This window comes from Nitratireductor sp. WH36-1, from assembly GCF_058725515.1.
In genome coordinates this window covers 3,294,364-3,319,292 of the sequence record NZ_CM178970.1, presented here as the reverse complement: position 1 = coordinate 3,319,292, position 24,929 = coordinate 3,294,364, and the positions used below count along the sequence as shown (strand labels likewise).

General features: G+C 58.4%; 13 protein-coding genes and 3 pseudogenes. 13 read left to right on the top strand and 3 right to left on the bottom strand.

Annotation, left to right across the window (positions count from 1 at the left end; translation table 11 throughout):
- Positions 1-692: 692 nt before the first annotated feature.
- The 7 genes from AC4PTT_RS15995 to AC4PTT_RS15965 are packed head-to-tail and all read left to right on the top strand — an operon-like array spanning position 693 to position 15,159.
- Complete coding sequence (locus tag AC4PTT_RS15995) at positions 693-1,400, top strand: invasion associated locus B family protein (protein WP_492161635.1); 708 nt, start codon at positions 693-695, stop codon at positions 1,398-1,400.
- Entirely contained in the window at positions 1,397-2,362 is a 966-nt protein-coding gene (locus AC4PTT_RS15990) for a ChaN family lipoprotein (protein ID WP_492161634.1), read from the top strand. The genes AC4PTT_RS15995 and AC4PTT_RS15990 overlap by 4 nt, the downstream gene beginning before the upstream one ends.
- A complete protein-coding gene (locus tag AC4PTT_RS15985; protein ID WP_492161633.1) occupies positions 2,359-4,395 on the top strand; it encodes a filamentous hemagglutinin N-terminal domain-containing protein in 2,037 nt (678 codons plus the stop codon). Before AC4PTT_RS15990 ends, AC4PTT_RS15985 begins: the two co-directional genes overlap by 4 nt.
- Position 4,396: 1 nt before the next feature.
- The gene (locus AC4PTT_RS15980; protein ID WP_492161632.1) at positions 4,397-6,226 is read left to right on the top strand and encodes a ShlB/FhaC/HecB family hemolysin secretion/activation protein; all 1,830 of its coding nucleotides are present in this window, start codon (positions 4,397-4,399) and stop codon (positions 6,224-6,226) included.
- Entirely contained in the window at positions 6,226-7,059 is an 834-nt protein-coding gene (locus AC4PTT_RS15975; RefSeq protein ID WP_432516000.1) for a tetratricopeptide repeat protein, read from the top strand. The genes AC4PTT_RS15980 and AC4PTT_RS15975 overlap by 1 nt, the downstream gene beginning before the upstream one ends.
- Positions 7,060-7,103: 44 nt before the next feature.
- Positions 7,104-14,792 carry a two-partner secretion domain-containing protein gene (locus AC4PTT_RS15970; protein ID WP_492161631.1) on the top strand — a complete coding sequence of 2,563 codons (7,689 nt, stop codon included), beginning with the start codon at positions 7,104-7,106 and terminating at the stop codon, positions 14,790-14,792.
- Between the two features lie 7 nt (positions 14,793-14,799).
- On the top strand, positions 14,800-15,159 hold the full coding sequence (locus AC4PTT_RS15965; RefSeq protein WP_297558298.1) for a hypothetical protein: 360 nt from the start codon (positions 14,800-14,802) through the stop codon (positions 15,157-15,159).
- Positions 15,160-15,245: 86 nt separating this feature from the next.
- Here the strand turns inward: AC4PTT_RS15965 and AC4PTT_RS15960 are convergent, their stop codons facing one another.
- Positions 15,246-15,500, bottom strand: coding sequence for a hypothetical protein (locus tag AC4PTT_RS15960; protein ID WP_297558295.1), 255 nt, complete (start codon positions 15,498-15,500; stop codon positions 15,246-15,248).
- 405 nt (positions 15,501-15,905) lie between these two features.
- On the opposite strand from AC4PTT_RS15960, the gene AC4PTT_RS15955 reads away from it, so the two are divergent.
- The 3 genes and pseudogenes from AC4PTT_RS15955 to AC4PTT_RS15945 form a co-directional block, all read left to right on the top strand.
- Positions 15,906-16,391, top strand: a complete 486-nt coding sequence (locus AC4PTT_RS15955) for a hypothetical protein (RefSeq protein WP_492161630.1) — start codon at positions 15,906-15,908, stop codon at positions 16,389-16,391.
- 230 nt (positions 16,392-16,621) lie between these two features.
- Positions 16,622-16,954, top strand: a complete 333-nt coding sequence (locus AC4PTT_RS15950; RefSeq protein ID WP_492161629.1) for a hypothetical protein — start codon at positions 16,622-16,624, stop codon at positions 16,952-16,954.
- A 122-nt stretch (positions 16,955-17,076) separates the two neighbouring features.
- Positions 17,077-17,885, top strand: a pseudogene (locus tag AC4PTT_RS15945) (IS3 family transposase); the annotation flags it as partial.
- Positions 17,886-18,121: 236 nt separating this feature from the next.
- Here the strand turns inward: AC4PTT_RS15945 and AC4PTT_RS15940 are convergent.
- A pseudogene (locus AC4PTT_RS15940) lies at positions 18,122-19,377 on the bottom strand (IS110 family RNA-guided transposase).
- A gap of 136 nt (positions 19,378-19,513) precedes the next feature.
- Between AC4PTT_RS15940 and AC4PTT_RS15935 the strand changes: the two are divergent.
- A pseudogene (locus tag AC4PTT_RS15935) lies at positions 19,514-19,894 on the top strand (integrase core domain-containing protein); the annotation flags it as partial.
- Positions 19,895-20,112: 218 nt separating this feature from the next.
- Here the strand turns inward: AC4PTT_RS15935 and AC4PTT_RS15930 are convergent.
- On the bottom strand, positions 20,113-21,279 hold the full coding sequence (locus tag AC4PTT_RS15930; RefSeq protein ID WP_492161628.1) for a nucleotide sugar dehydrogenase: 1,167 nt from the start codon (positions 21,277-21,279) through the stop codon (positions 20,113-20,115).
- Positions 21,280-22,128: 849 nt separating this feature from the next.
- Here AC4PTT_RS15930 and cysD point away from each other — a divergent pair.
- A complete protein-coding gene (cysD, locus tag AC4PTT_RS15925) occupies positions 22,129-23,040 on the top strand; it encodes a sulfate adenylyltransferase subunit CysD (protein WP_492161627.1) in 912 nt (303 codons plus the stop codon).
- Complete coding sequence (cysN, locus tag AC4PTT_RS15920; RefSeq protein ID WP_492161626.1) at positions 23,040-24,929, top strand: sulfate adenylyltransferase subunit CysN; 1,890 nt, start codon at positions 23,040-23,042, stop codon at positions 24,927-24,929. Before cysD ends, cysN begins: the two co-directional genes overlap by 1 nt.

Sequence of the window (24,929 nt, the reverse complement as noted above, 5' to 3'; positions counted from 1 at the left end):
TAGTGCTTCCCTCCGGCCCCTTTGTCTTGGGCGTCAGTCCAGCCCTGGGCAGCCTTTCGATCAGCGGGTCACTTGGCCCATTGGGCGAGAGTTTGCGCCAATGGAACCAGGCTTTCAATCCCTATCAGCGGCAACGTAAAAACGCTGCGGCGCTGCAATGGAAACTCCCCTTGTATCGGCCTCACTGCCTTCCAGCGATGCGCAGGCGTGCTTCCCCATTCCGGCCTCCAGACAGGTCACCATCGACATTCATCGCCAGATGGCCAAGACCATCATGCCAGCGTATGGAGTTTACCGCAGGCTGAGGCTTTCTATCTTGCTAGCCCAGTTTTGTTATCTAAATCCGGAACGCCAAAATCTCTCGCGGCACGCTGTAATGCGGTCGCAAGTTCGATGGGATCTTCCCAGATGGTTTTAGGGTCTGTAAAATATTGAACGAAACCATCCGTAATATTTCATTTGCCCCAATGTTACAGATTTTTTCTACTGAATATAAAGTTAGAGATAATAAACATATTTTATTTTTGATTACATTTTCATTTGTGAATTTAAAATTCTAGACAAGGGTATTCTGTATTTTTTGAAAGCCTGATACATAGTGATGAATTAGGTTTCTCGAATTTATATAATGAAAATTATAATATAAATAATTTAATTGATTTATATTATTTATAATAATTGGATTTTCTATCATGCATACAGCGCGTCGGCTCTGGGTGTGGGCAGAATATTGCCGTGCTTATGTCTGTGTAGTCCTGATCCAAAACGCGCCCTGTTCTCGGATGGTGCCGGCTAACTCCAATCGAAACATGCGTTTCGCAGTGGCGGTCATCGGCTTGCTCTTGCTGTCTGGTGTGTCCGCTCGGGCGGAGCAGATAGGCGAAAATAATACGCAGATCCTGCCGCCTGTACATGCTGAGCGTTTCGATGATTGGGAGATTGTATGCGCGAGGTCATCCGCACAGGTAAATGTGGTGCGGGAGGTGGATGCGACGGGTGCGAGCGCCTGCCGGCTTCAGCAGGCCCAGGCGATTAATGGAGGTCGGGATGTTGCATTTCTGTTCAACATCGTCCTGCAGAAAAGTGAGCCGATTGCGATCGTGTCCGCGCCGCTGAACGTTTACCTTCCGGGCGGCGTCGAGTTGACGATTGATCGGGGGAAGACCCAGCGCGCAGCATTCGAAACCTGTAATATCAGGGGATGTCACGCCGGGTTCGCCCTCAATGAGGCGCTTCTGGTTTCCTTGAAGAGAGGTGCGAAGCTCGTCGCTTCTCTGCAGGATGGACGCTCGAAAAAAATACCGGTTACCGTGTCGCTTAAGGGGATCACGGCAGGCTTGAAGCGTCTTGAAGAACTCAGCCAGGGCGGCCGCTCAGACGACAGGGCGGGTGCGCAATGATGTCGGGCTGGTCATTGGGAATGCAGATTGGCTCGAGCGCGCGACTTTTCTCTCTAGCTCTTGGACTGTGGTCTGCGTCTGGAACGCCGGCCGATGGATATCCGGGCGCATATGCCGACTGTCCTGGGGTGGTTGTATCGACCGAGACCGGAGAAACACTGACATTTGACGTCCTGGCAGAGCGGGTGCGGGACGCCGGAGTTGTTTTGTTCGGCGAAGTGCATGGCGTGCCGGAGCATGCGCGAGCGTCAGCTTGCCTGCTGTCCATGCTGGCAGAAGGCGGCCGGCCTGCGGGTCTGGTGGTGGAGATTCTGTCTGTAGACGATCAGCCGGTGGTTGATCGTTATCGTAGGGAAAATCCGGAAAATGCTGCCGGGCTTGGAGTGGTACTCCAATGGTGGAAGCGCGGCTGGCCGGCGTTCGAACATTGGCTTGCCCTCTTTGACAGGGCGTTCTCATTGAGGATCGATATCAAAGGGGGGGACGCCGGTGAGGGAAGCGTGTCCTCGCCCGAGCCTTGGCTGGGAGGGCATCTGACCGCAGTCCGTGCTTCCTGGGCGAGCGCGATGAAACGCGCGTATTGCGAACTTATCGACAGCAAGGAAGCGGCCCGGCTCGGCGAGCAGCAGATCATGCGAGACCTGTCCATGGCTGAGCGGGCGATCGCACTACATACGCGTTTGGCAGCCCGATCAAAGACCGATCCTGCCGTTCTTGTCCACGCCGGCCGTGGCCACGTCCGTAAGGACAGATCGCTGTTCCACGCATTGATGCAGCAGGCTGATGCGAAACCCGGAAAGATTGTTGTTATTGGCGCGTTTTCTGCCGTGGATGCCAAGGCAATGCGGGAGACGGATGAGTTTGACTTTGTGTGGGTCGCCGGCGGTCCTGCTGTAATGCAAGTCAACTGCCCGTTCGGTATTGGCCGCAAGGCAGAGCGGGCAGCGGAGCAGTCGCGATGAGCCCCATTGTATCAGGTCGACCAAAACTGTGCGTGGCGCTCTTTGCTGGTGTTGCCTTGGTTGCGCCAATGCCGGATGCGGTGGCGCAGGTTGTTCCCGATGGGGGTACGGCAACGAGTGTTTCCACTGATGCGGCGGGCGTTTCAACTGTCTCGATCGCGCCATCCAGCCCGTCAGGGATCAGCCACAACACCTATACGGAATTCTCGGTTCCGGCAGCCGGTGTTAACCTCGACAATCGCAGCGCCATTGCCCGCACGATCCTCAACGAAGTGACGTCTTCGAGGATCTCCAATCTGAACGGCGCACTGGAGGTGCTTGGCGCTCCCGCTCACGTCATTCTGGCCAATCCGAACGGCATCGTTGTCGATGGAGGCGTGTTCATCAATACAGGCGGGGTGGCGCTTTCGACCGGCAGCGTATCCATCACGACCCATAAAGCGCCGGGCGTCAGCATGGACAATGTCGTTCTGGAAACGGCTTCCGGACGCATCGATGTCACGGGAGCAGGGCTGTCAGGTGCAATGGCGAGCCTCCAATTGCTTGCCAGCGAGATCAGGATAGACGGCCCCGTAGAGACCACGTCGAACAGTGTGCGATCAGAGATCCGGCTGCATGCCGGAAGCAGCCGTGTTGAATACGACAGTGCTGTGCTTGCGAATGCGGACCTCGAAAGCTGGGGTGAGTTGAGCGTCGTTCCCGCCACGGCGGCGAACAGCAGGGCGATCGAAATCACCGAGCGAGGATCACTGAAGGCCAACACAGTACGCATCCTGGCAACCGACAACGGTGCGGGTGTCACCCATGCAGGTTCCGGACTGGCCGCCAGCGGTGATTTTGTCATCGACGCAAGTGGCAAGGTTGCCATTGCCTCAAATATTAAGGCAGCGCGTCATGTCACCATCAAGGGGGCTGAAATAGAGGCGCGTTCGAATGTGCGCAAATCTCAGGCCACGGTGGAGGCAGTAAGCGGTGCGCTCACTCTTGTGGCAGCGTCTGGCGACATAGCGAACACCGGTGTCTTGATATCGGGTGCGACACGGGATGCAGATAATGTTCTATCGAAGGGCGGTGTCACACTCGAAGCGGCCGGAGATATCCGCCTTTTGAGCGAACATGCCGATCAGCTCGCCATCGTTTTCGCCTCGGCTGAAAACCTCGACGTCCATGCGAGCGGTTCCATCACGAACAACACCGGCAGGCTGTTGGCGAACGGTAAAACGCGGATCGATGCGGGAGGCGATATCACGAACACGGTTGATATCGTCGAGGGAGCATCACCCGCGGGCGAGTGGACTTACAGAGAAGATGTCGGAAAGCGGATCTGGTATTCGCTCTGGCAAAAGCGTCTGGTCACTACATACGCGTCCCTTGATTATGGCCATGAGCGGATCGCGGGTCAGCAGGCCTACATCGTCGGCTCCGACGTAACGCTCACAGCCACGGGAAATGTCGTCAATATCGGTGGCTCCATCAATGCGAATGGCGACGCAGCCGGGTTTGGCGGGAGCGTCAGCATCGAGGCTGTCGCGATCGAAAATCGTTCGCCTGCTACCGGTTCCCTGTCCTTCATCCAGACGTGCGGGCTCTCCTGCATCGGCTCCGGCCGCTCGGACATCGCTCTGCTTGGCGGTGCAATCAACGGCCATTCAGACGTCGTTCTAAAAGCCAGGGATGCGATCTCCAACGCCGGGCAGGTCACGTCTTACGGTGATCTGCATCTTCAGGCACCTGAAGTGACGATTGAAGGGACACGGGTCGCGAGCATCTATCGGCGGTCGCCCGGTCTTTACAATTTCTGGGGCGGCTCCAGCATCTGGATGGGAGAGCTGGATGTCGGGGGTGTTATGACCGCGCCGCTCGGTTCCATTGCCATTGAAGCCTTCAAACCCGTCATTGTTGATGCCGGCGTCCTGGAAGCGCGCAATGGCGTCACGGTCCCGGGCGGGGTCGCACTTGTGCGAGCACCGCTCACCGGGCTTACGACCGCAAAGCGTCCGGTCGGGCACTTCAGCCAATTGGTGGGAGAGTAGGATGTGGGGCCACCTCTGCCTTCTCCCAAGGCCATCCATCATTTGCGGCGCTGCGCTGGCGGGACTGTCCATCGCGGGCACGCTGGCGGCCGGAACAGCCGAGGCGACAGGTCATTCGCTTCGGGACGAAGAACCTGCACCTCTGATGATCCCAACGGCGGATGATAACTCTCGTAGCGAGGATGCTCCCTGCTTTGCCGTTGATGCAATTCGGATTGAGGGGCAACATGATCTCGTCGATCAGGCTGCTTTGGAGGCTGCTGCGCGTCCCTTTGCCAGTTCCTGCCAGGGTAACGAGAGTGTCGGAGCGCTTTTGAAGGCGTTAAGCGCGGTCTACGTCGACAGAGGATACGTTACGACGCAGGCCTTCCTCCCCGAGCAGGATATTGCAAAGAGCCAGAAATTGGTGGTGCGTGTCGTTGCTGGCCGCATCGACAAGATTATCTACAGGGAGGAGCGCAAACCGTATCGTGGGCCGTTCCCCCGAATGACGTCGCTGGGAGCTGAGCTTGTCGGCTCTCATTCACTAAACGAGTTCACCGAACGCATGGCCGCCTGGTGGGATGGCCTCGACGATGATCTGGACGCGCTGACTCTGCTGCCGGCATCGGTACGCATTGCTCTTGCTCGAACGACCAAGGCAGATGACGTCGTCCATGTCGATCAACTACAGGACACGCTGGACAGCCTTAACCGGGTGCCCTCCAGCAAGGCCAAGGCGGACCTGACACCGGGCGGACGCCCGGCGACTTCGCATGTTCAAATCACCAACCGTATTGAGGACGCGTTCCGACTTTACGCTGGTTACGATACGGAATCGATCGAAGGTGTCGACAAGCTGCGCTTCGGGGTGACCGTACAGAAGGACAATCTTGTTGGCATCAACGACAGTTGGGGCCTGACACTCAAGTCGGGCATCGACACAAATGAGCTTGCCGGAGACGTTTCCGTCCCCTTGGGCCGCGCAACACTGCGTGCGCGGGGAGACTGGTCGGAGAACACTGCTGATCTTGGCCCGCTCTCCGAGCTGTTCACCGCGACATGGAACGTTGGTCTGGGCGCGGATTACATCGTCCACGCCTCGCGCAAACAGCGCCTTGCCGCCGACATGACGTTTACGCATCGTGAGCAGAACCGCTACATCAACGGTATCGGGCTGACGGATCAACGGGTCTCGGCTCTCCAGGCTGGTCTCACCTACAGCCGCTTTTTCGAGCATGGGGCCCTGTCCGCACGCATCGCCTCAACCGTGGGCGTTCCGACCTTCCATGCCCGCATTGATCCCGACGACCTCGGTCGACAAACCCCGCACAGCCAGTTCGCCAAGCTGGAGGGCTCGTTTTCGGGTTCCTACGTCATGCCGGGAAAGGCTTCCTTTTCGTCTTCTTTGTCGGGGCAGTGGTCTGCCGATCCTCTTTATTCCGATGATCAATTGACGATTGGCTCGCGCGCATCGGTGCGGGGTTTCTCCAATGGCAGCCTCAAGGCGGATAGCGGGTTGATATGGCGCAATGAGGTGGCCTTTGCCCTGCCAATCTCGCTGACTGGGTCAAGCGGTGAAAATGCCGACAATGCGCAAACGGTTGACCCGGTGTCGGCGGTCCTGTCGCACATCAATCCATACACGTTTCTCGATGCTGGCTTTGGTCATGACATTGCCAACGACGCCAATGGATACCGGATCGGTGCCGGCATAGGCGTCCGCTATGGCGGGCCATCGCTTTCATTCGACGCAGGTTATGCGCTTCGCCTCCTCAGCGAGCCGGGAAGCCGGCAGGAAGGAGATGCGCCCGGGGAACTGTTCGTAACACTACGCATGAAAGTATTTTGATGATGAGAAACGCCTTCTGGAAAACGCTACGCGCGGCGCTATGCACTTTGTTCCTCGGCTCTGCATCGACGATCGTCGCACAGGCGAACGAACTGACCGACGGAAAGGAACTGCTCGCAAGTAAGGACTATTCCGCAGCAGCCAGGAAGTTCGCTGCAGGATTTGACAACGGAGACAGCGAGGCCGGCTTCCATCTGGCGCGCATGATCGAGCTTGGCGTGGGATTTGAGGTCGACCTCGAAAAAGCGCGCGCTCTTTACATCGTCTTGGCCGACCAAGGCTCCGCAGCGGCGATGAACAGGCTCGGCCTGATGTATCTTCGCGCCGAGAGCGTACGGCAGGATTATGCAGCGGGGGCGGAACTCGTTTGCAAGGCGGCTGATCAAGGCAATGCGGAAGGCGCTTTTAACTGCGCCGGCCTTGCACTTGAAGGGACAGGGCGCGAACGGGATCCCAAAGCCGCTTATGACTATTTTGCGAAAGCCGAGGCTGCCGGACATGTCGGAGCGCTCAATATGCTGGCAGCGCTGATCCGCTCGGGGACAGGAACCGCAGCCGACCCGAAGCGGGCGCTCAAGCTCTTCGAGCGTGGCGCATCGTTTGGTAACCCCGTTTCGCTGTTCAATCTCGGTGAGATGTTGGAGCGTGGCGAAGGCGCTGCGCCAGACCCGGTGCGCGCCCACCTTTATTACAATCTTGCCAGCGAGCGCGGACATCCCGCCGCGCGTGATGCGCTCATGCGAGTCACCGGGGCGATGAAGCCGGCGCAAATTGCTGATGCGCAGTCGCGGGCGAGGAACTGGAAGCCGGTGACCCGTCCAGGTGCGCAGTAGGGGCTAGGCAGGCCTTTCCAGATTAAATCCATGGGACAGACAATATGCAGAACGGCTCAGCGCTGCGGACGGCCGTAGTCCGCGCCACGCGAACGCGCTTGCTCACAAGATCAATATCTTCGGCGACAGCGGCGGGCGTTCTGTTCTCGACGCTCGCGACGTCGTTCACACCGGCCTTTGCGCAGACAATTACGGACCCGACAGCGCCAATCGAATTCCAGCCGCGCGTGACGTCCTCGGGGAACGGAACGCCGACAGTCGATATCGTGAAACCCGGTCAGGGCGGGATCAGCCACAACAAGTTCCGTGAATACAACATCGATACACGCGGATTGATCCTCAACAATTCAGGTGCGGGCGGGACATCCGTACTGGGCGGCGCGGTGGCAGCCAATCCCAATCTCACAGGAGGGCGATCCGCGCGGATCATTCTCAACGAAGTGACGGGCACGAACCGCTCGTTGCTGAACGGGATGACAGAGGTTTTCGGAACGAAAGCGGATGTCATTGTAGCCAATCCGAACGGAGTGGGCTGTATTGGCTGCGGTTTCATCAACACCGGTAATGTCACGCTTTCATCCGGGGTTCCAGATGTGGACGCGAATGCCGGAACGATCTCATGGCAGACCCGATCAGGTGATGTGACAATTGCGGGCGGTGGTGTCAGTGCTCCTGCCGACCAGCCGCTTGGCGATGTGAACCTTATTGGTCGAACGGTGTTGATCGACGGCGTGGTGAAGGCGCGTGAGACGCTGCGCATCATCGCCGGTGCAACACGTTACGATGACGCCACGGGTCAGATCTCCGCGCTCTCTGGTGTCGGCCCCGTGTCAGGAGCCGACGCCATCGTATCCACATCGGCGGGGACGATTTCGGCTGGTTCCATCATGGCGCTGTCGACTGATGTCGATATGGGCGTGGTGCTTTCGGGCAATCTGCAGGCTACAGGCTCTTCCAGCGTGGCGGGGGATGTGTCGGTTGCCTCGCAAGGCGCGTTGAAGATCGTCTCCGCACAGGCAACAGGTGGCATCGCTTTGACGGCAGCCCGCCGCCTTTCGATCAACCGTGACCTTGCAGCAAGTGGAAATATTGCGATTGCGGCCGAGGACGCCTCACTGCTCGCATCCTCCGGGGTGTCGACCGGTGAAGAACTTTCGATCATAACCGTTCGCGACCTTCAGTCGGCTGCTATGCTCAAGGCAGGTGGCGCACTGACGGCGAAGGCAGGAGGTGACGCGCGTTTCAGCGGTCTGGCCGCTTCCAGTGAGGCCGTGGGTCTTGAGGCATCCGGTCTCCTCTCTGTTGCCGACGCCACGCTTCAGTCGCCGCAAATCCAGCTTGCTGGACGAACCGCCGATCTCGTCAATTCCTGGCTGATTGCGCCGTTGAAGGCGGAGATTGTCGGCACGGATGTGGCGCTCGGATCGAACGTGCTGTTCGATACCACTACTCTCAACGCTGCCGCCTCCGACACACTTACAATTGGCACAACGGTCAGCGATCTCGATTACCGGCAGCTCGATCTGGCTTTCAAGAATCTTGTCGTCAGCGGAGGTGGGGCGATCGACCGGGCGGATATCGATGTCGTCACCAACGGCTCCGTCATCAACAACGGCATTCTGCGTGGGCGCGACAGTCTGGCCGTCAACGCGGATAATCTCACCAATACGGCGACGGGGGTCATTGCGGGAGGCTCCGGGATGAGGCTGGATCTCAACGGAGATCTTAGCAATCTCGGCAAGATCATATCCGCCGGAACGCTGCGGTTGATTGCGGCGGACCTTGTTGCAAACAGTGGTCTCATACAATCCGACGGTCAGTTCGAACTAAAGGCCGATGTGCTTGAAAACACCGGCGCCAACACGAAGATCGTGTCGGGCGGTGGACTCAATATCGAAGCGAGCGCACGCCTGGATAACGTGCTTGGCCGTATTCTGGCGCTTGGACCATCGATACTGCGGACATCCGGGACGCTGACCAACACCTCCGGCGTGATCGAGACAACGGGCGACCTGCACATCAGTGCGACGGATTTGGTCAACAGCGCGCTTGCCGGAACCGATGGCGGGACGATTGCGGGAGGCTCCGGGATGAGGCTGGATCTCAACGGAGATCTTAGCAATCTCGGCAAGATCATATCCGCCGGAACGCTGCGGTTGATTGCGGCGGACCTTGTTGCAAACAGTGGTCTCATACAATCCGAAGGTCAGTTCGAACTAAAGGCCGATGTGCTTGAAAACACCGGCGCCAACACGAAGATCGCGTCGGGCGGTGGACTCAATATCGAAGCGAGCGCACGCCTCGATAACGTGCTTGGCCGTATTCTGGCGCTTGGACCATCGATACTGCGGACATCCGGGACGCTGACCAACACCTCCGGCGTGATCGAGACAACGGGCGACCTGCACATCAGTGCGACGGATTTGGTCAACAGCGCGCTTGCCGGAACCGATGGCGGGACGATTGCGGGAGGCTCCGGGATGAGGCTGGATCTCAATGGAGATCTTAGCAATCTCGGCAAGATCATATCCGCCGGAACGCTGCGGTTGATTGCGGCGGACCTTGTTGCAAACAGTGGTCTCATACAATCCGAAGGTCAGTTCGAACTAAAGGCCGATGTACTTGAAAACACCGGCGCCAACACGAAGATCGTGTCGGGCGGTGGACTCAATATCGAAGCAAGCGCACGCTTGGATAACGTGCTTGGCCGTATTCAGGCGCTTGGACCATTGATACTGCGCACATCCGGGACGCTGACCAACACCTCCGGCGCGATCGAGACAACGGGCGACCTGCACATCAGTGCGACGGATTTGGTCAACAGTGCGCTTGCCGGAACCGATGGCGGAACGCAGGATGTCAATGAACTCGGTGATTTGAACATTCTCTACGCCACCGAGCGAACAAGTGGGCCAGCCCGATACTGGGGCACCATGCGCGCCGCCCGCGATGAATATTCCGGGACCATCCGGCTGAACCTTCCCGGAATGGTGCGTGCTGGCGGGAACATGCGCATTGAGGGCCGCAGCCTTGAGAACCTGGATGGGCGTATCCTTGCGGCTGGCGATCTGTCCATCAAGATGGATCGTACGCTCAATGATGCGCTTACCTACACGGTCGATCATTATCGGCATGAATGGGGCGGCGGCCGCCGCTTCATGGATAACGGCAGCGGCGCGTTTCACGCTCCCGTAGGGGGCCACCCTGACTGGCTGGTGAGTCCGTACAGCGCAGACGTGTTCAAGAGTGCGGGGCTCGACGCTCTCGCGAGGGGCGGCCAGCGCATGGTCGTCATATCCAGCGGCAAATCTCCTGTCACGGTTACCTATGCAGGCAAAGGGAAATACCAGGCGGGTGTCATTTCCAGCGGCCAGATCGAGATTATCGAAAATGCGGATATCGCAAGCCTCCTCGATCTTGAGGCGCTCGGCGTTGATCCGGACAATGTTCCAAGCGTGATCATGATCGGCAATCGCCGTGTCGATATCAACAGCGCGCCCTACGGCAATCACAGGAAGACGCTTGTCGGAAAATCGACAGTCTCGGTGGGGTCGTTGATCAAGTCGGGCGGTGACCTTCTGCTGAAGATTGACACGACGACGAACCGCAGCACGCTGGCCGGCAATCTTGTCGCGATCGAAGGGGGCAGGCTGAATAACGGTGCTGGCGGCGACTTCGTGCTCGATGACGTGTACGTTCCGGTCCTCGATTTTGGCCCCATCGACGCTCTGCCTTCCTGGAGCCCAGATCCGAGCGATTTCGGTCGGCTTGAGGCCTATACAGGTTCGCTTGAGGCCGCCAGTCTGCTGCGCGACGCGAACATTGCAGGTTCGGGGATTCGCTTCTTTGCTGATCCCGTGGCGGAGGCGGCGGCTTTTGCGGATGCAATGCGACGGGCTTCCGGTCGTTCCATGACCCTCGACGGTCTTGGCGATGAGGAAGCGCGACAGCAGCTTTACAAAAATGCCCAGGCGTTCGCCGACGCGACGGGTTCGCGCTACGGCGTGGGGCTGACAGAAGCGCAACGCGCTACACTCACCGAACCGCTTGTCTGGCACGAGACCCGTATCGTCGATGGCGCCAGCGTCCTTGTTCCGGTTCTTTATCTTCCCCCTGCAGACGATCTGTTGCGCGGCGGACGTGGAGCCGGGCTTGTTGCCGGAAATGAGCTCGTCATCAAACTCGATGGGCGTCTGACCAACAAGGGGGCGATTGTCGCGAAGGATCTTGCCGCGGTCACCGTGCGCGACCTCCTCAATGAGCGGGTGGCTGACCACGGCACGCAGTTCCGCGCCGACGGGGCCTCGTCAGGCGCCTTCGGCCGGGGCGACACTGGCCTCATCTCGGCCGGCAGGCTGTTGATGACGACGGATGGCGATCTGATCAACCGGGGCGGGGCCATCTCGACGGCGGGTGCGATGGATCTGCGCATCGGGGGGAACCTTGTCAACGAGACCATGAAGGTCAAGCGCGCCGTCGACTTCATGGACGGCTGCATCGGCAAGGCCTGTGGCACGACGCGAACCGACTGGAATGTCGCACAGATCGCTTCCGGTGCGGATCTCACTGTCATCGTGGGCGGTGACCTGACCAATCGTGGCGGCTCGATCGGCGCCGTCAACGACATGCTTCTGGCTGCTGCCGGCGAGGTCACTTTCGAGACCCTGCAGGACACTTACCTTCTGAAGGACTACCGGCAGCGTGGCTTCCTGTCAGGCCTCAAGGTGGTCGAGCATGCCATCACCACGCAGGAAGCGGCTGCTGAAACACTCCTTGGCGATATGAAGATCCTCGCCGGTTATTCGCTGTGCGACGGCGGTGATCTCTGCCGCAGGGAGGGCGCGGCAGCGTCCGACGCGATCTTCAACGGTGCGATGGTCTCGGCCTATGGCGCTCTCGCTGTCAAGGCGAGTGGCGACATCGACATGGGCACGGTCTCGGCCGAAGTGGTCAACAGCTACAGGGCGTGGGGCTTCCAGGGCCTCGGCTGGGGCAGCGTCAAGCGGGGCTGGAACGAAATCGACACGCGCGGCACGCGTCTTTCGGGCGATGACATCACGCTGTCAGCCGGCGGGGCCATCGACGGCGTCGGCGTGAAGATCGCTGCGGCCTCCGACCTGATGCTGCTGGCGGACGAGGACATCCGCCTGTCTGCAGCGCAGGATGCGCGCTGGTTCACGGAAAAGGGCTTCTATATAGGCCTGTCGTTTCCCGGCTCCGGCGCGGTGGACGCGGCGTTGAACCGTGGCTCGACTGACGATGTCTTGACCGGTCTTGCAGATCTCAACCCGTTGACCCAGTCACTGGCCAGGCTCGCCCATGCCGACAGTGGTCTGGCGGCCGGACTGGCGGCGGTCAACACCGTGACGGGTGGCGCGTCGGTGTTCGGCGGGGCTGCACGAGCGGCTGGCGGGGCAGACACGACTTGGTCAAATGCTGCACTAAATGGGGCGCTTTCAGGCGAATTTGACCCCCTCGGCAAGTTCCGCGGGACCGATGGCGGCATCACGCCCGGCTCTGTGCTCTCGACGGTCGGGCTCACCATTTCTTCGTGGAAGAAGGAGCAGGGCTGGTCGGAAAGCATGGCTTCGGAACTTGTGGCTGGTGGCGATGTGGTCATGCGGGCCGGCCTCGACGCTGTTCTCGACCAGGGGACGAAGCTGATCGCGGGCGGGGATGTCACGGTCGAAGCCGAGCGCGATATCCTGATGGCGGCGCTGGTCGATTATGCGAGGGACAAGTCCTCCTCCTTTGGTATGTCGCTGTCACCGGGTTCGCTCGGCGTCAATGTCGGCAAGTCGAAAGGTTATGACGAAGTTCTGACCAATGCGGGGGTCGCAGCGGGCGGCGATGTCCGGCTGACCTCGGGGCGGGACACAACCATTGCCGGGGGCAATGTTTCCGGCAAGACTGTGTCCCTCGATGTTGATCGCAACCTGGCGGTTCTCTCGCCCCAGGCTCAAGGGTGGCGCGACGGCTTTTCCTTTGGTCTGAGCGTCGGGCTCAATCCCTCCGCATTTTCGATTTCCGGCTCGAAGGAGGACGGCGCGAAAAGCTGGTCGTCCGGGTCCTCCGTCATTGCCCGCGACAGCCTGGATTTGGTCGTTGGGGAGGATACCCTTCTCCAGGGTGCGCTGCTTCAGGCGACGGACGGCGACATTCTGCTTGAGACCGGGACGCTCACAGTCTCCGACAATCACGACATGGGCCGTTACGGCAGTGTCGGCGGCTCCATCGGGGGTAAGGGCGGCGCGGTCGATACGGTCGGCTTCTCCTACGAAAAGAAGGACAGGCAGGGCGAGACGCGCACGACGCTTGATGCTGCGGGCATGCTCGGCGTCACCATTCGCGATGCCGACAGGGCCGTGGCCGAACAGCTGATCGCATCCGTGAACCGGGATGCGGCCAGCTGGCAGGAGGTCACAAGGGATGCGCACACAAAACTCTCCGGCGCTCTCAATGTCCGAGACCTTGCCGCCTTCAGCAAGAACGTCAAGGCGATCGCGGACTATGTGCGGGCGATGAACGCCATTGTCCCGGACACGATTGCCGCGCAGGGCCCGGAGAGTGTCGATTACTTCCGCCGACTTCTGGCCAGTGGCTTTACCACCGATCAGGCGGGAGAGGCGCTGCGATCTCCGGAAGTGCAGTCTCTGGTGTCGATGCAGCAGAACTGGAACGGCGCCGTCGATTTCTACGGCTCGCCGGCCAGTGTGCCTCTGGCAGTGCGGGTTGCAGTTGCGCAGGGCGTCAACATCGACTTCTCACAGGGGGAGCCGGCAATCCGGATTGATTGCGGCCCCTACGGTTCGGGTTGCTACTTTCAGGTGATGTGGAATGGCTCGGTTGATACGGCAGGTGGCGAGCAAGCCGCAATAGATCTCGTCGCCAAGGCGGAGGAAGACATCCGCAGGCTGCAGCCGGAATATGCAGCGGCGCTTGAACTAATAATCTTCGGGGAGCCAACGTTCGAGAACGGTACACGTTACAAGGCCATCGTGGCGGAGTTGGAGCAGGCCTATTTTTCATACCTCCTGTGTGCTGACGATGTCGGGGCGACTGAGTTGTCCATCTTGGTCGAACAACAGATCAAAGATTACGATCTTGGTGAGGCGAACCGGCTTGTCGATCGTGCGCGCGAGAGGGTGGCCAGGGTCGATATCAGGTATGGCGGCGTCGAGACGGCTGATGGGATCTTCGATGTGGCTTTGGCTGCCGGCTCGGTCGTGACAATTGCTGGAAAGTTTGTTGTCGTCAATGGCGTAAAGGTGCTTCGCACCGCTGCTGGATGGGGCGTTTGGAAGGAGGCCGCTGACTACTTCAAAGCCAAGGGGGTGACGATTTGGGACAGCGTTGGTAACCTGTTCGGAAGGACGACCGCAAATAAGACACTCATCATTGACGAAGGGAAGTTCAATTATCTCTTTGGCCGGGTTACATCGAACCCGCATAACACAGCTCGCTCTCAACAACTCCAAAGTGAATTGTCGCACATTGGCATCTACGATACGGCAGATGGACGCCGTATTCTAACCAACCACTTTGATGATGTGGCTTCTGACTCGTCTAGCATTGTGCGGACTTTTTCGGAGACCCGCGATGGGGTCACTCAAAATTTCACAGTGAGAGAGTCGTTGCTTCCGGGGCCTGGCGGTTTTGTCCGGTTGGAGACAACGTTTGAAGTGATGGCTGACGGCACAAGCCGTTTCATTACCACTATTCCTTATCGGTAAGAGAATTATGACACGTGCCGCTATTCACCGCGAAGATTTGGTTGTTCCAGCTTCTGAGGATTTTGTCGCAGCTTTTGGCTGCGACGTGAATTTTGACCAGCAGGCCCACACCGAAGAGTATGTGTTCGAGGATGAGTTGGGTGACATCTCCAAGATGTGGATTGGAAGTGTTGATCGGACTTTTGGTCTATCGATGGCCAAGAGTGGCGCAGAAGTTGTGCGCGTATTTGATGAATGCCTATCTTGTGTCCGACTGGATGAGAGCCGACAGATAATTACCATTACCCTTGGAGATGGCGGGTTGATTCAGGAGTTGGAATTTTCCGTTTGGCCGCGAAGTGGAGTTTCTTTTACTCGAAAGAGGTAAACCCCTTATTCCCGATTTGCTTCAGGCACCTGATACCCCGGCATCTGGACTGAGCAGTAGTGTGTTCCGTCGCGATCTTGGACTATTTAGGCTTGAGCCGCCCCGCACCAGTATGCGTCGTCATCGTTCTGGATGAGGTTGATTGCGTCTTGGAAGTTCGCGTTATCCAGCTTTTGCTTTGTGAAATAAACCGCGCCTCCGCCTGCCAGCAGCGCGGCGATTGCCATGCCGGTCCAGCTTGACGAAGTCCCATTTTGATTGTTGATCGCGCTCTTCAAGGCGGGAGGTGAGGGCCTGAAGGTTTTTGGTTGTGTCGCGAAGATCGCGGTCTCGTTCGACATTGGCATCGAAAGCGCCTGCGAACTTGTGGGTGAGGTTGCCCATGAAGGCGTTGTTGTTGGCGACATGTTTGCGGCGGGTTGTGGCGGACCGGAGGAGAGGTCGCGGATATCGGTGGTGTGCTGTGTCTGACGCGGGGCGATAGCGCCAGCGTTTGTTTTGAGAACGCCGAGTTTCTTCTGGGTGTGTTGCAGCTCTTGGGTGAAGACGGTGAGGTTTCGCGCAGGGTGTTGTCATCCATCGGGGATCTTTTTTAGCTGCTCATGTTTTGTTTTACGCGCCCGACAGGTTCGGCCTTTGGTCTCACGCCATGGTGGAAGCCCGGTCGTGCTTCTTGGTCAAGGCTCATCCGTTGCATCATCTGAGCCGCCCGCAGCGATCAGCTTGATATAAACACTGGTGGGGTGTTGCGTGTACAGCAGGCGTTCCTGCAAATCATCAGGTGCGTCGAGGTCGATCCGGCCGGAGCGGCAGAAGACCTGGTTGCGGCCTACCGGGCTAATCCTGCGGGTTTTGCCGCCCTGGCAAACGGGAATCTTATCTACAACCCCACGACGATCCTGAATGCGGTCGAAAGCTACGCCTCTTCGGGTGACGTCGATGTCTTCGCTGTGGGGATGGAACTCGCCAAGTATCCGCCGTTGGTCGATCCCCACGAGATCGCAAGCCTTGTCGAACTTGGTTATGAACTCTCACCCATTAGTGACGTTGTTGGCGTGGTCCAATCCGTCAAAAATGGCGACGTGATTGGCGTCGTGATCCACGGCGTTGGCTTTGTGCCTGTTGGCAAGGCCGTTGTTCTCGGGAAATTCGTCGGTAAGAAGTTTGGAGAGAAGGTCGCAAAGGGGGCGGGGGCGCGGTCGATGATGCAGTTGATGCATCCACACCGGTAGGACGGCGGACTGGTTTTGATGACACCGGCCCAGATGGTATTCAGCCAGACGGCTCCGGACGGCAGATACCGCAGACGACCAATGGTCCGACACAGCCGGTTATTAATCAACCCGCCACCATAAATGGCAGAGATTATTCCGGGCAACGCTGCGGGAACGTTTGAGTACATAGACAACATCAACGGAGTGAATGTGGTGGTTAACTCTTCTGGTCGGGTGGTTACTGTAAAATGACGCATCCATTTTACGGCAACAAAATCAATGCCGATGTTATTCAGTGCCTTTCCGACCTGCTTTCCTCTTTCCAGCAAGGAAGGGTTTCACTTCCTGCATTGGCAGGCAAGATTGATGCCGAAAGATATGCTCTGATGTTTCCTGAAAAGGATTGGATTGATAGCTACTCTAAGCTTTGGGGAGCGATAGAGGAATGCAATGCGTTAGCCCTTGATGCTGGTCAGACGTCCGTTCTTCCCGAGCATAAACAACTCTTGGATGATACCGTGATTAAGTTGCAAAGCTTCTTTTCGGAGACTTTTCCGGCTCAAGATCCAAGTGAATCCTAACCCACCTAAATTTTTTGTCAGAAAAATGTTATTCACTCCCCTGTTGCCTGACTCCGCCTGACGTTGCCCCAATGAATTAATCCAGGTTGAAGTAGGCTCTGGCCCCACGCGAAGGACCAGAGATGAAGCGCAACCGATTTTCCGAAGAACAGATCATAGGGATATTGAAGGAGCACGAGGCCGGTGTTCCGGTTGCGGATTTGTGCCGCAAGCACGGCGTCAGCAACGCCAGCATCTACAAGTGGAAAGCCAAGTATGGCGGCATGGACATCAGCGAGGCGAAGCGGCTGAAGACGCTTGAAGACGAGAACGCCAAGCTGAAGAGGCTCCTTGCCGACAGCATGCTCGACAACGCTGCGCTGAAAGACCTTCTGTCAAAAAAATGGTGACGCCCGCCGTCGAGCGAGAGGCCGTCGCACATCTCCAGATCGCGTTTGGAATGAGCGAGCGGCGGGCGTGCAAGATCCTTGGCTGTTGCCGCATGACGATGCGCTATCAGACCAGGAGAACGGACGACGTGGTTCTGCGCGAGCGGATGAAGGCGATTGCCCATGAGCGGCGACGGTTCGGCTATCGACGGCTACACGTCCTGCTGCGCCGCGAAGGGCATGTGGTCAATCATAAGCGCCTGTTCCGCATCTACCGGGAAGAGAGGCTGTCGGTACGTCGACGAGGTGGCCGGAAACGGGCAATGGGCACAAGGCGGCCGATGCTGATCCCCATGGCCCCGAACGAGAGATGGTCGCTCGACTTCGTCTCGGACCAGTTGACCGACAGCCGGCGCTTCCGGGTCCTGACAATCGTGGATGACTGCACCCGCGAGTGTCTGGCCTTGGTCGCCGACACATCGCTCTCGGGTCTTCGCGTAGCCCGCGAACTGGAAGCGCTCCTGGCACGGCGCGGCAAGCCGAAGATGGTGGTCAGCGACAACGCCCTATATCGGGAAGATTTGGCTGCTTAGGTCAGCAGGTCATGGGGCATCCGGTGTCCCGGATGCCCTGATATGGTTGCCCAAGCGGTCTCCGCCGTCAAGAAGCGGTCTCTCCCATAGCAAACACAGGGTACGCACGATTGCGGCCCTCACCGTCCTTAAGACGAGATCCAAATTCCCAAGCGGAAGACCTGAACATTATCTACGAGGTCAGCGAACTGCCTCCACGGCTCTTATCAGACAAGGGTCCTTCCGCCTGGGCTCACCCCCTCGAAGAAGGGGCGATAGGGTTCGCCGTGCTTGACCACAGCGTGTACGGTGCGCGCCATCTTGGCCGCGATGGCGGTGTAGGCCTTGCGGCGCAAATGGGCGTTATGTCGATCTCGTGCGATGTAGCGTTCGAACTTGTCGCGGAAGCTGTTCGTGCGTTTGAGCACGGCAACCTGCCCAGCCATCCAGAAGGTTCGGCGGAGTCGGGCATTGCCGTATTTGGAGATCCGGCTCTGGCCGCGGAGCATGCTGGACTGGACGGTGGCGAGGTCCATGCCGCAGAACTTCAGGAATTGGCGGTGATGGCGAAAACGGCGCAAATCCCCGGCCTCTGCCAGGATGGTCAGGGCGTTGATCGGGCCGATCCCGGGGATGGTTGTCAGAAGCTGGTAATCGGGATGATCGGATAGAAGCTCGACGGCCCGCGCCTCGATCTCGTTGCGCTGGCGAACCAGGCTTCGGCCTTCGGCCAACACGAGGCGGAACATGCGCACGGCGTCGGAATCCGGGTGAACCGGCTGGCCCACAGAGCCAACCGCGTTGAGTAAATATCTGAGAGCAGGCGCTCTTTGGACACCTTGCGGCCGACCACCTGCCAGGCGTCGGCGACGAAGACCTCCTTGCTCATGGCCGTGATCATGCCGGGCGTTGGATACTTCTCGAGGAAGGCGAGGAACCAGTCGGTTCGCGAGCTTCGATGAAACCGTTCGGCCTCGGGAAAGTAGAGCGGCAGGTAATGCGTCAGAATGCGGTGCCAGAGCTCGGTCTTCGAACGCGAGACGATCTCATGGGTCTTCGACAACTCCTGGATGTCGGCAACGCCGGTCGCAAGCGGATCGTGGAAGAACTGCACCGCGCCGATCTCCAGCATGCGCAGGATGACCTGGGCGTCCTTCGGATCGTTCTTGTCCCAGCTGTTGTGCAGGGCCTCACGCGTTCGAGCCAGGCCAACAGAGGACACGAGCTTCAGATCGAACCCGGCCTGGCCGAGATGATGCGCCAACGGTCGATGATAGTTGCCGGTCGCCTCGAACCCGATCCTCACAGGCAGACCGTAGTCCATAAGGATGGCGGCCAAGCGCCGAAAGTCGTCGAGTGTGTTTGTGATCGTCAATCGACGGCGGCGCTTCTTGCCAGGCGCGCCGATCAGCACCTCATGGCGGTGCTTGGAAATGTCGATGGCGACCAACAAGGTCGAGGCGGTAGTATCGGTGGCGGTCATAGCGGTCTCCTCAGCGGTGTGGTTTGTGCAAAACCACTGTTGAGACCTGAGACCCGGTTATGGCCACCCGCTGCGCTATTTGGGGGCTGCGCGCGCGGCCATAACCTCAAACAAGCGCTTCTTCCCGAGGTGCTACGGGACCGAGTTCACCTCGAACGCCATCCTGGGCTTCGCTGATCGAATGCAGATCGACTGGCACTACATTGCGCCGGGAAAGCCCATGCAAAACGGCTTCATCGAGAGCTTCAATGGTCGGCTGAGGGACGAACTGCTGAACGAAACGCTGTTCCCGTCGCTCTCGCACGCCCGAGCAACTCTTCAGGCCTGGAGGAACGACTACAACCTCAACCGCCCACACTCCCGGCTCGGTTGGCTGATCCCGACCGAATATGCCGACACCTTGAACCCGAAACGGGATCTGCCGCTCCGCTCGCTCGCGAGCTCCGCGTCAGACCCCGTCAATAGCCCCGGCCATATCGGCCAAACCCACCGCCAGAGTCTCCGTCAAACTGGATAAAACTTGGGGGCAACGTCAACAGCGCAATCGGCAACAAGCCGCCGATATCGCTCATGAAAGGCTCATTGGCACATCCTGCCGCCTGAGCCAGACACCCCGGAAGTTCCGGTTCGGGCCGGTCCAAAAACGGGGTGCGCGTCAACTCAGCGGAAAACTCAAACCAGCAGCGATCCAGTTTTACGGACTCAGAACAGACTGAGATCTTGGCAACGGGTTACTCAATTATTGCCAAAAACGTCACGCGTAAAAACGCGATCCTTTAAGGGCTCAAGTTCTGGGGTCATTCTGTTGGCGACTATGACGTCACATTCATCCAAAAGCCGTGAAAAATCTGATGTAACCTCCGAACCGTAATATTTGCCTTCCTCGAGCATCGGTTCAAAAATGAGAACCTTCACGTCTCGCAGCTTGATGCGCTCAACGATGCCTTGAACGGCTGAATCACGGAAATTGTCCGAACCCATTTTCATTGTGAGTCGATAGATACCGACACAGTAGGGCTTTCGCTTCAATATTTCTTCAGCAATAACATCCTTACGCGTCTGGTTAGCTTGAATGATTGCTTCAATAAGATTCTGGGGAACGTTTGCGTAGTTGGCCAGCAATTGCTTGGTGTCTTTAGGAAGACAGTAGCCGCCAAAGCCAAAGCTAGGATTGTTGTAGTGGTCTCCGATGCGCTGATCCAAGCCAACACCATCGATGATCTGCTTCGTATTGAGTTCGTGAACCATGGCGTAGCTGTCGAGTTCGTTAAAGTATGCAATACGCATTGCGAGATAAGTGTTGGCAAACAGCTTGATGGCTTCTGCCTCGTCCGTCCCGGTCAGAAGCAAGGGAACATCTTTTTTATGTGCTCCCGTGAGGAGAAGGTCGGCGATGGCCTTGCCGACTTTGGAATTGTCTCCGACGACAATTCGAGATGGATGCAGGCTGTCATGAAGAGCACGACCTTCACGCAAAAACTCCGGCACGAACACGATTCTGTCACTTCCGATTTCTGCTCGTAACTGCCGCACAAACCCCACTGGTACGGTCGAGCGAATAACGATCGTTGCTGCGCTATTCACGTTAACAACTGCTCGCACGACGGACTCAACTGATTGTGTGTTGAAGCGATTGGTCTGGGGGGCATAGTCAGTGGGGGTGGCGACGATGACAACGTCGGCGCCCTCGTAAGCCGAGTTGCCGTCCAATGTGGCTGATAGATCCAGCCTGTTTTCGGCAATATACTGCGCAGCATCAGGGTCAAAAACTGGGCAAGAGCCCTGTTCAATGGCCGCCACACGTTCGGGGTTGAGGTCAACGCCGATCACCTTGTGGTTCGGGGCGAGCATGAGCAGGTTCGCCGTACCGACATAGCCCAATCCCACAACAACAATGTTCATGTCTAAGCCTGATCTTCTCGTGTTCTGCTAGGTCGCAACCGGTTTGATAGTGCGCCTCCAGCGAATGTGCGGATTGCAACTGATTATATCGGTGGCGGCTGAATTGGAACTACGCTTGGTCGGTCGATGTCGCAATCGGCAGATATGGGACAGGTTGGTCCACTGACGGCGGATGCGACTATGGCGTTCGCGCCGGATCTACGCACCTTCGCGAGCGGACGGAACTTCGCTGCGGGGTTGGACCTCGTCCTCCGACTGCGATCGACGGGCGGCAAGCCCTGTCTGGATTCGGTCAGAGAAATTGGTGCGGGCAGATATCCACAAGCTCTTGATCGTCGGCGCCATGCGCCGGATTCGATGGATTGTGCACAAGCGTATAGGTCGCATCTGTTGGGGTGCTCTGCCATTAGGTGCGCATGTTGGTTTCCTTCAGAACGGCCAGATCGTTTCTCGGGTTGAGATCATGGTGTGTGACTTACCCGAAGAGGGTATAACCCTTGTTGGAAGCCGCTCGCATGGGGTCGAAAGAAGTGACGCTCGGATATCGCGCGTTCAGGAGGAGAAGTTCAAGATCGTTGGATCTTCTCTCAAGTTTTGCCTCATTGCAGAAGGTGAAGCCGACCTCTACCCTCGCTTCGGCAGGACGATGGAGTGAGATACGGTTGCAGGAGATGCTATTCTTCGAGCCGCAGGTGGATGTTTTTTTATATGGCTGGCAAGCCCTAGGTTTGCGGCAAGGGGATTCAGTCCCATGACGGCGACTTTGACATCCTGAGTTTTGCGCCATCGGATATCATTCAATTATCGATCGTATCGACTTCAGTGCGAACAGTAAACTTTGAGCTTTGAATGAAAATAGACAATCAACTCACACATCTTGACCGACTCGAATCCGAGAGCATCGAGATTTTCCGCGAGGTTGCGGCGAGCTTTGAGCGGCCGGTGATGATGTATTCGATCGGCAAGGATTCCAGTGTCCTGCTGCATCTGGCGCGCAAGGCGTTCTATCCCTCGCGCATCCCGTTTCCGCTGCTCCATATCGATACGACATGGAAGTTTGGCGAAATGATCGCCTTTCGCGACCGGGTGGCGGCAGAATACGGGTTCGAGTTGCGCGTGCACACCAACCCCGAGGGGCAGGCCGCCAATATCAACCCGTTCGATCATGGCTCGGCCCGCTATACTGACATCATGAAGACGCAAGCCTTGCGGCAGGCGCTGGGTGCCGGGCAGTACGATGCAGCGATCGGCGGGGCACGGCGCGACGAAGAGAAGAGCCGCGCCAAGGAGCGCATCTTCTCGCACCGCAACGCGGCTCACGCCTGGGACCCCAAGAACCAGCGGCCTGAACTGTGGCGGGTGTTCAACACGCGACTCAATACGGGGGAATCGATGCGGGTCTTCCCGCTCTCCAACTGGACCGAACTCGACATCTGGACCTATATCCATGCTGAGGACATCCCCGTCGTGCCGCTCTATTTCGCCAAGTGCCGGCCTGTCGTCGAGCGCGCGGGCACGCTGATCATGGTTGATGATGAGCGGTTCCGGCTCGAAGCGGGCGAGACGCCGCGCGAGGAACTGGTGCGCTTTCGCACGCTGGGTTGCTATCCGCTGACCGGGGCGATCCGCTCGTCTGCGGCAACGCTGCCCGAGATCATCATGGAAATGCAGGCCTCGCGCAACTCCGAGCGCGAAGGACGGCTGATAGATTCCGATCAGGCCGGATCGATGGAAAAGAAAAAACACGAGGGCTATTTCTGATGACGGCCACCTTTCCTCTGGCCCCCGACGCCGGTATTGCGGACTGGCTTGCCGAACAGACCGATAAATCGCTGCTGCGGTTTTTGACCTGCGGGTCGGTCGATGATGGCAAGTCCACGCTTATCGGGCGGCTGCTCTATGACAGCCAGCTCATTCTCGATGACCAGCTTGCCGCCCTCAAAAAGGAAAGCCGCAACCGGCATGTGGGGGATGAGGGCATCGATTTTTCGCTATTGGTCGATGGGCTGGTTGCCGAGCGCGAACAGGGCATCACCATCGATGTGGCCTATCGCTTCTTTTCGACGGCAAAGCGGAAGTTCATCGTGGCCGACACACCGGGGCACGAGCAATACACCCGCAACATGGCCACCGGCGCCTCCAACGCCGATCTGGCCCTGCTTCTTGTTGATGCGCGAAAAGGCATTCTGACGCAGACGCGCCGCCACAGCTTTATCCTCTCGCTGCTGGGGGTGAAGCATATCGTCCTTGTCGTCAACAAGATTGACCTTGTGGGCTATGACGCCGACATATTCATGGGCATCGAGAGTCAATACCGGGAGTTTGCCAAAGATCTGGGCTTTGCCTCGATCGCCGCGGTACCGGTATCCGCGCTTAGGGGCGACAATATCGTCACCAACAGCGCCAGCACCCCCTGGTTCGTAAGCGCGCCGCTTTTGCCCTATCTCGAAGAGATCGCTGTCGATGTGGATCGCTCCGAGGCCGCTTTCCGGTTCCCGGTGCAGTGGGTCAATCGGCCCAATCTCGATTTCCGCGGTTTTTCGGGGACGGTCGCTTCAGGAATGGTGCAGACCGGTGATAAGGTGCTGAACGCCGCCTCGCGGAAGCCGGCCAGGATCGCCCGCATCGTCACCATGGACGGCGATCTCCAAAACGCGGTTGCCGGGCAGGCGGTGACGCTGGTGTTGGACGGTGAAATCGACGTCTCGCGCGGCGATGTGTTGGCGCATCCGGGCCGGACGCCGCAATATTCCAACCAGTTCCAGGCCGAGATGGTGTGGATGGCGGACGCGCCGGCCTATCCGGGGCGTTCCTATCTCTTAAAGCTCGGCACCCAGCTCATCCCGGCGACGATCACCGAACTCAAGCACCGTACCGACGTCAATACGCTCGAAAAGACCGCCGCCAAGCGGCTCGAACTCAACGAGGTCGGTACGATCACCATCGCCACCGACAGGCCCATTGCCTTCGACCCTTACGCCGAGAACGGCATCATGGGCGGGTTCATCCTTATCGACCGCATCGCCAACCAGACGCTGGGGGTGGGCACCATCAGCTTCGGTCTGCGGCGGGCCGAGAACCTTTCCTACCAGTCCTTCGACGTCACGCGCGACGTACGCGCCCGGCAAAAGGGGCAGGCACCCGCCATCGTCTGGTTCACAGGGCTTTCGGGGTCGGGCAAATCGACCGTTGCCAACCTTTTGGAAAAACGGCTGATCGCCGAGGGCAAGCACACTTACATCCTCGATGGCGACAATGTGCGGCACGGGCTCAACAAGGACCTGGGCTTTACCGAGGCGGCGCGTATCGAAAACATCCGCCGGGTGGCCGAGGTGGCAAAGCTGATGGCCGATGCGGGGCTGATCGTCCTCGTTTCATTCATCTCCCCGTTCCGCAACGAGCGGCGGCTGGCCCGCGAGATTGCCGGGGAGATCACCTTCATCGAAGCCTTTGTCGATACCCCGCTCGAGGTCTGCGAAGCGCGCGACCCCAAGGGGCTTTACGCTCGCGCCCGCCAGGGCGAGATCAAGAACTTCACCGGCATCGACAGCCCCTTCGAGCCGCCAGAAACCCCCGATATCATCCTCAGGGGCGCGGTAAAATCGCCGCCGGAGATGGCGGAGGAGGTTTACGGTAAGCTCTTCAATTAG

What these genes read in the sequence shown, in the direction of transcription:
- AC4PTT_RS15985 (WP_492161633.1), top strand. Translation starts at nt 2,359, where the DNA reads ATGAGCCCCATTGTATCAGGTCGACCAAAACTGTGCGTGGCGCTCTTT.
- AC4PTT_RS15965 (WP_297558298.1), top strand. Translation starts at nt 14,800, where the DNA reads ATGACACGTGCCGCTATTCACCGCGAAGATTTGGTTGTTCCAGCTTCT.
- AC4PTT_RS15960 (WP_297558295.1), bottom strand. Translation starts at nt 15,500, where the DNA reads ATGTCGAACGAGACCGCGATCTTCGCGACACAACCAAAAACCTTCAGG.
- cysN (WP_492161626.1), top strand. Translation starts at nt 23,040, where the DNA reads ATGACGGCCACCTTTCCTCTGGCCCCCGACGCCGGTATTGCGGACTGG.
- AC4PTT_RS15975 (WP_432516000.1), top strand. Translation starts at nt 6,226, where the DNA reads ATGATGAGAAACGCCTTCTGGAAAACGCTACGCGCGGCGCTATGCACT.
- AC4PTT_RS15990 (WP_492161634.1), top strand. Translation starts at nt 1,397, where the DNA reads ATGATGTCGGGCTGGTCATTGGGAATGCAGATTGGCTCGAGCGCGCGA.
- AC4PTT_RS15970 (WP_492161631.1), top strand. Translation starts at nt 7,104, where the DNA reads ATGCAGAACGGCTCAGCGCTGCGGACGGCCGTAGTCCGCGCCACGCGA.
- cysD (WP_492161627.1), top strand. Translation starts at nt 22,129, where the DNA reads ATGAAAATAGACAATCAACTCACACATCTTGACCGACTCGAATCCGAG.
- AC4PTT_RS15995 (WP_492161635.1), top strand. Translation starts at nt 693, where the DNA reads ATGCATACAGCGCGTCGGCTCTGGGTGTGGGCAGAATATTGCCGTGCT.
- AC4PTT_RS15950 (WP_492161629.1), top strand. Translation starts at nt 16,622, where the DNA reads ATGACGCATCCATTTTACGGCAACAAAATCAATGCCGATGTTATTCAG.
- AC4PTT_RS15980 (WP_492161632.1), top strand. Translation starts at nt 4,397, where the DNA reads ATGTGGGGCCACCTCTGCCTTCTCCCAAGGCCATCCATCATTTGCGGC.
- AC4PTT_RS15930 (WP_492161628.1), bottom strand. Translation starts at nt 21,279, where the DNA reads ATGAACATTGTTGTTGTGGGATTGGGCTATGTCGGTACGGCGAACCTG.